Genomic DNA, 6,887 nt, shown 5'->3' with positions numbered 1-6,887 from the left:
TTGAGTGCAGGCGAGATACGCACCCTCATAGACGCGCTGCGGTTGCGTTCGGCGAAGCAGCCCGACGACGTCGCCTATGCCCATCTGCCTGATGGCGAGGGCATCGGGGCCACGATGACCTATGCGGAACTGGACGAGGCGGCACGCGCCGCCGCCGCGTCCTTCACCGCCCTGGGGCCGGGGAACGTCCTTCTGCTCTATCCGTCGGGACTTGATTTCGTCCGTGCCCTGTTCGGCTGCCTGTACATCGGGCTGACGCCGGCTCCCGTGCAGGTGCCGCGCAGCCGCCAGAGCGTCGGGCGACTGCGGCGGATCGCCCGCGACGCCGCCGCGACCACGGTGTTGACCACGGCCGCGGTACGCGACGATCTCGAAGAACGCTTCGGAGACCTGTTGAGCGGGCTCACGCTGATCGCCACGGACGCACCTGGCGGTGTGCCGGTCGGGGCGCCGACGCCCTCCGAACTCCCCCATGCCGGCGACACGGCCCTGCTCCAATACACCTCGGGCTCAACGGGGGATCCCAAGGGAGTGATGGTGACCCATGCCAACTTCGTGAGCAACCTGGTCGAGACCGACGAGGTCTGGCCCGTCGAGACGGACGGGGCGGTCGTCTCCTGGCTCCCCCTCTTTCACGACATGGGACTGGTGTTCGGGGTCTTGTTCCCACTGTGGGCGGGGGTTCCCGCCTACCTCATGCCACCGGAGGCGTTCATCCGCAGACCGGGACGCTGGCTGGAAGCGATCTCGCGGTTCAGGGGGACCCACGCCGCGGCCCCCAGCTTCGCCTATGACCTGTGCGTCCGGGCCGCCGCCGAAGGACGGATCTCCCGCGTGTGTGACCTCTCCCGCTGGCGGGTGGCGGCCAACGGCGCGGAGCCGGTCCGCTTCCGGACGATCGAGCGGTTCGCCGAGACGTTCGCACCGTACGGCTTCAGGCGGGAGGCCATGTGTCCAGGCTACGGACTCGCCGAGAACACACTCAGGGCTACGGGCGTCCCCCCGGACCGTGCGCCTGAGGTGTTGAGGCTGTCCGAGCAGGCCCTCGGGGAGGGGCGGGCCGACATCGTCGGCGCGGCGGCCGAGGGGGCGAAGCCGCTCGTGAGCAGCGGTGTCCCCGCCCGGTCGACCAGGATTCGCATCGCCGACCCGCGAACCCTCGCCGAATGCCCGCCGGGCCGCATCGGGGAGATCTGGATCGACGGCCCCTGCGTTGCCTCGGGCTACCTGGGCCGCCCTGGGCTCAGTGAACAGACCTTCCGTGCACGAATTCACGGCGAACCCCACGGCCAGACTCATCTGCGTACCGGGGACCTCGGCTTTCTGCACGAGGGCGAGCTGTACGTCACCGGGAGAGTCAAGGACGTCATCATCCGCAACGGTCGCAATTATTATCCGCAGGACATCGAGCTGTCCGCCGAGTCGGCCGTTCCCGGCCTTCGTCCCAACTGCGCCGCCGCCTTTTCCGTGGACGATGGCACGCAAGAACAGCTCGTGGTCGTCGTCGAGGCGGACGGCCGGGTGCTCAGAGCGTATGGGGAACGGTCACTGCGCGAACGTGTCCACGACGTGGTCCACGAAAATCACCGGCTTATGGCCGACGACATCGTCGTCGTCCGCCGCGGCGCGATCCCCAAGACCACCAGCGGGAAGGTTCAGCGTCGCGCCTGCCGGAACCGTTACGAGGCCGGCGAGCTCGCCTTACCCGCTCCGGCGCTCGGTGCGCCGGGACCAGGGTCGGACCGCGACTGATCGTCCCGGCGGGCCAGGACGCCCGCACTCCCTTCTGATCAGCAGAAGCTCTAATCCCGAAGCGTGGTTCCATCGGTGCGCTCGATAGCGGATCCCGAACCGTGCTGAACGGATGCGCCAAGTTCGTGGCGTGGCCGGATCCGGAACCACCGGCGCCGAGCGTCCCGGCCGCTACCTGCCCGGGCTGTCCCGGAGGGACGGTCTGCAATGTCCTTGACGCGAAAATTAGGCTGGTCTGACGGCCGTATATTCCGTAGTCTGTGTATCGACCGCTGGCGCGCTCCCACCTTCACCTCCAGGTCCAAAGCGACGCCGACGAGAGGTCCCTGTTCCAATACACCGATAAATTCCGTCGCAGATGGGTAATCGCCACGCGCATCCAAGATGTATACTAAACTAGTCGGAAAAGAAGGGTTTTGCCTATGTCCGGCCTATGTGACAGAACGCTTTGGTTGACGTAAAAGAACGAGTTCGATCGCCATGCGATGGAGTTCTGATTCGACATTTCTCGGGGGTTCATAGTGCTCGTGGAACGTGATGTCCAGTTAGCGGAACTCTCTCGTCTACTGGAAGGCTGCATTGAATCCCGGGGTGCCACGGCCGTACTCAGGGGTCCGCTCGCCGTCGGGAAGACGACGCTTCTGCGACGGTTCATCGAGCATGCCGAGGCGGCGGGAGCACTGGTGGCGGACGCGGCCGGCATTTGCCCCGAGCGAAACCTGCCGCTCGGGGTACTGCGCCAGCTCTTCCACGGTCTGCACCTCGGGGAGGCCGAACGGCTGCTGGCGAAGGGCGATCTTGAGGCGCCGTGCGACCCGACCGTCAGCACCTCGGGACGGCTGTCCTCCCTCTCCAACCGGCGATTGTGGGCGGCCGTGCAGGCACTGTCCGAGTGCGTTCCGATCGTCTTCACGATCGACGACCTGCACTACGCCGACGACGCCTCGCTGCATACTCTCGAGTATTTCGCCGGACGGGTACACAACGCGCGTGTCCTGATCGTGGCGACGGGAGCGGAGACCCCCGCTGTGGTGGACCGGCTCCAAGGGCTGTGGCACACGGACCTGCTCCGCCAGCGCGAGTTCCATCCGGTGCGGGTCGCGACGCTCTCGGAGGCGGGGGTCGCCGAGGTGATAGCCGAACGGATGACGCCCGGTGACGCCGAGCGCCTCGCCCGTCCCTGGCACCGTCTCACCGGGGGCAACCCACTGCTCCTTATGGCCCTCCTCGATGACGGGCGGCCCGGACCGGAGGACACCTCGGACAAGGTCGGTGCAGAGTACGGCAAGGCCGTCGTCGCATGCGTGCGCCGCGGCGGACGCTACCTCCTCAACACCGCCCGCGGCCTCGCGGCGCTCGGCTCCTACGCCTCGCCCGCCAGGTTGAGCCGCCTGCTGGACATGCCGGAGGGTGCGGTCGTCCAGATGGTGGAGGCGCTGGAGGCGACCGGCGTGCTGGCCGAGGGGGCCTTCCGTCATTCGTCCGCACCGGAGGCACTGCTCGCCGACTTCCCGATGGCCGAACGGGTGGAACTGCATCGCGCGACCGCCCGGATCCTGCATCACGTGGGCGCGCTGCCCGAGTGCGTCGCCCGTCACCTGGTCGCGGCGTGGCATCCGGACGAGGACTGGGCGCACGACGTTCTCAAGGACGCCGCGCGGGAGGCGCTGCGCGGAGACGAGCTGGAGTTCGCCATGAGCTGTCTCGATCTCGCCGAACTCGCCGGCGGCGACGAGGACGGCGGGCTCGGGGTCACGATCCTGCGTACGCGCGTGGATTTCCGGAACGATCTGGTCGCTGCCTTCCGGCGACTCGACCCGCTTGTTCGGCGCCTCCACCAGGGAGAGCTCAGAAGCGACCTCGCCGCGGCGTTGATTCCCGCATTGATCTGGCAGGGCCGCGCCGACGAGGCCGCGCTGGCGTTTCGCCGGCTGGGACAGGTCACGGACGACCGGGATGAGGGTGTCACCGTGGAGCCCGGTGCGGTGCGCGGATGGACGCGGTTTCCGCCGGCGCCCGCCGCGGAGGGGGAGTACGCCCCCGGGTCCGCCCCGGTGCTCACGGTCCCGGGGGCCGCGATGCTCGAGGGAGCGGCCGCGCTGGTCAACGTGCTGCGGAAGGGCCCGGCCGATGAAACGGTCCGATCGGCCGAGCGGGTCCTGGAGTCGCTGCCACTGGACGACGCGACGTTCTGCGCGATCCAGTCCGCGCTCCTCGCGCTCGTCTATTCCGACCAGACCGACCTGGCCGCGCACTGGTGCGACGAGATGTTGCGCGAGACGTCCCTCCGTCGCGCCACCAGCTGGCAGGCGCTGCTGGCGGCGACCCGCGCGGAGGTGTCCATCCGGCTCGGTGACCTGCGGGCGGCGCAGCGCCACGCAGGCTCGGCGCTGGCGCTCATCCCCGCGCGGAGCTGGGGAGTGGCGATCGGGCTGCCGTTGTCCAGCCGGATGATCGCGGCGACCGGGCTGGGCTGCGACGACGGCCCCGAGGCCGTACGGGCCGCACTGCCGGACACAATGTACGAGAGCCGCTTCGGCGCTCAGTACCTGTACGCCCGTGGGCAACGGAATCTGTCACTGGGGCGGCTGCACGCGGCCCATGACGACCTCTTCGCGTGCGGGCGCCTGCTGCAGGAGTGGGGCATCGATCTCCCGGCGTTCGTCCCGTGGCGGCTGGAGGCGGTGCAGGCGCTCCTGCGGCTGGGACTGCAGGACAGGGCCGGGGAGCTGGCGGCCGAGCAGCTCACCCGGCCCGGTGTGGACAGGCCTCGTACGAGGGGGATCGCGCTGCGCGCCCTGGCCGCCACCGCCGAGCCGCGCCGTCGTCCCGAACTCCTGGAGGAGGCGGCGGACCTTCTCGAGACCGGCGGTGACCGAGCTCAGCTCGCGTACGCGCTCGGCGAGCTGAGCGAGGCCCATCGCCGCCTCGGGCAGGCGGGCAAGGCGCGGATGGCGGCCCGGCGTGCCGAACGCCTCGCGGAGGAATGTGCCCTGGCCCCATTGCAGAAGCGGCTGCTGGCCGGCGGTACGGGCAGCGGCCCGCTGCTGGCGGCGCCGCACCCGATGTACGTGCTGCTCAAGGAGGGTGATCTGAGCGCCGCGGAGCGCCGCGTGGCCGAGCTCGCCGCCGCCGGCCGGACCAACCGGGAGATCTCCGCCGAGCTGTTCATCACCGTCAGCACCGTGGAACAGCACCTGACCCGTGTTTACCGCAAGCTCGGCGTCAACGGCCGGGAGGATCTGTCGGAGTCCTCGGAGGGCGTACGCCGGTCCGGTTGACGGCCGCGCCCGCGGCGACATTGGGCACCGCCTGGGCGCCAGGGGGCGTGACCACGATGAAGTCGAGCCGACGCGATCGCGTGAAGCCCAGCGACTCATAGAGCCGGATCGCCGGCCCGTTGGCGGTGACCACGTGCAGGAACGGCAGCTCGTCGCGGTGTCGCATGCCGGCCACGACCGCCAGAACGAGCCGGGTCGCCAGTCCCGCGCCACGGTGGGGCGCGTCGGTGCAGACCGCGCTGATCTCGGCCCAGCCGGGTACTCGCACCCGCTCTCCGGCCATCGCCACCAAGGTGCCGTTCCGCCGGATGCCCAGGTAACGCCCCATCTCGATGGTGCGCGGCAGAAACGGCCCCGGCCGCGTGCGCGCGATGAGGTCCAACATGTCGGGGAGGTCGTCGAGGCCGAGTGGTTCGGCCTCGGGATCGGGCCGCCCCTCGACGGACGTCCCGACGAACTGGACGCCCGAGGCGTAGGTGACGATCCTCCATCCCTCGGGCGGCGGGTTCGCCACTCCGGCCAGCGGCGCCGTCCCGCCCGGTCCGACCAGTTCGGCGAGATCGGCCCACGCCCGCGCATCGGGCCCGGGCGGCCGACCGTGGTCGGAGGCGAGCGCCGCGAACGGTGCCACGTCGCGCTGGTAGCGGGCGGCGCGCTCGTTCCTCTCGGCGAGGTGGGCGTGCGGCCCGGTCAACGCCTCCCACACCGCGTTCGGCGGGGGCAGCATGGTGGGCGGGACGTTCACGGGAATGCTCCTCCTGTGGCTGACTACAGGCGCCGCAAGCCGAGGTGCTCGCGCAGGGTTCTCGTCTCGTACTCCTTGCGGAAGAGCCCACGGGCCTGCAGTTCCGGCACCAGTAAGCGGGTCACGGCCGCCAGGTCCGCTGGAACGGCGCCGGGCCGGAGCCGGAATCCGCTGATCCCGGCCGCCTGCCACGTCTCCATGAGGTCCGCCAGCTCGGCGGGCGTTCCAGCGAAGACCAGGGCGTCGGAGGAGAACGCGGCGCGGGCGTCCAGCCGGGCCGCGCGTTCGGCGGCGGCGCCCGGTGCGGAGTCGAGGAAGACCACGAGCTCACCGAAGACCAGAAGCGGTGAACGCTCTCCTCCGGCCTCGGCCCGGAGCGTCTGGAGCTCTCCGATGATCGCGCGCGCGTCATCGACGTCCCGGGGCGTCACGTAGACGAGGTCGGCCGCTCGTGCGGCCAACCGGTAGGGGATCGTCACGTGGGCGAGCGCGGTCACCGGCGGGGCGACCTGTGGCGGGCGCGCGGTGGCCGCGCGCCCGCGGGCGGTGTACCAGCGTCCGGCGAAGTCGACCCGGCCGTTCCAGAACTCGCGGACGACCTCCACGTGCTCGGCCGCCTGGTCGAACCGGTCGGCCATCGCCGCGACGAACTCGGGATCGGCCAGATCGGGAACGTCGGAGCCCGCCGTGCGGCCGATCCGCTGGGCATCCCGGCGGAGCCCCGACACCCGTACGCGGAATCCGGCACGGCCGCCGCTCAACCGGTCGAGCGTGGCGATCGTGGTCGCGGTGTGGAAGGGCTCGGCGTGCGTGACCGTCACGGTGGGGACGATTCCGATGTGGTCGGTACGGGCCGCCGCCGATGTCGCGACGAGCGCCGCGTCCAGGCGTCCCGGGGCGTCGGTGCCACCCGACGGATGCGGGGCCAGCACGTCCTCGATCGTGACGAAGTCGACCAGCCCCTTTTCGGCCTCACGGACCAGATCCGCCCAGTAGGCGGCACCGAACAGCCCGTCGGAGTGCGGCCCGGAGTCGTGCCAGGCGGCCGGGTGCCAGCCCCCGGGCTCCAGAGCGATCGCGAGGTGCAGTTCCGATCCGGCGGTCATCGA

Annotated in this window: 4 protein-coding genes; 2 read left to right on the top strand and 2 right to left on the bottom strand. The window is 70.4% G+C overall.

Annotated features, from left to right (window positions below; genetic code table 11):
- Together OG417_RS34175 and OG417_RS34170 are read left to right on the top strand one after the other, a co-directional pair.
- On the top strand, positions 1 to 1,752 hold the full coding sequence (locus OG417_RS34175; protein WP_329237521.1) for a fatty acyl-AMP ligase: 1,752 nt from the start codon (positions 1 to 3) through the stop codon (positions 1,750 to 1,752).
- Positions 1,753 to 2,273: 521 nt separating this feature from the next.
- Complete coding sequence (locus OG417_RS34170) at positions 2,274 to 5,033, top strand: helix-turn-helix transcriptional regulator (RefSeq protein WP_329237517.1); 2,760 nt, start codon at positions 2,274 to 2,276, stop codon at positions 5,031 to 5,033.
- Here the strand turns inward: OG417_RS34170 and OG417_RS34165 are convergent.
- Together OG417_RS34165 and OG417_RS34160 are read right to left on the bottom strand one after the other, a co-directional pair.
- Positions 4,978 to 5,778, bottom strand: a complete 801-nt coding sequence (locus tag OG417_RS34165) for a GNAT family N-acetyltransferase (RefSeq protein ID WP_329237514.1) — start codon at positions 5,776 to 5,778, stop codon at positions 4,978 to 4,980. The two genes, OG417_RS34170 and OG417_RS34165, sit on opposite strands and share 56 nt — an antisense overlap.
- Positions 5,779 to 5,801: 23 nt before the next feature.
- On the bottom strand, positions 5,802 to 6,884 hold the full coding sequence (locus tag OG417_RS34160) for an LLM class flavin-dependent oxidoreductase (RefSeq protein ID WP_329237511.1): 1,083 nt from the start codon (positions 6,882 to 6,884) through the stop codon (positions 5,802 to 5,804).
- Positions 6,885 to 6,887: the final 3 nt, after the last annotated feature.

Source organism: Actinoallomurus sp. NBC_01490, assembly GCF_036227085.1.
Classification (GTDB): Bacteria; Actinomycetota; Actinomycetes; order Streptosporangiales; family Streptosporangiaceae; genus Actinoallomurus; species Actinoallomurus oryzae.
The sequence above is the reverse complement of the archived record's forward strand: the minus strand, read 5'-3'. Positions and strand labels throughout refer to the sequence as shown.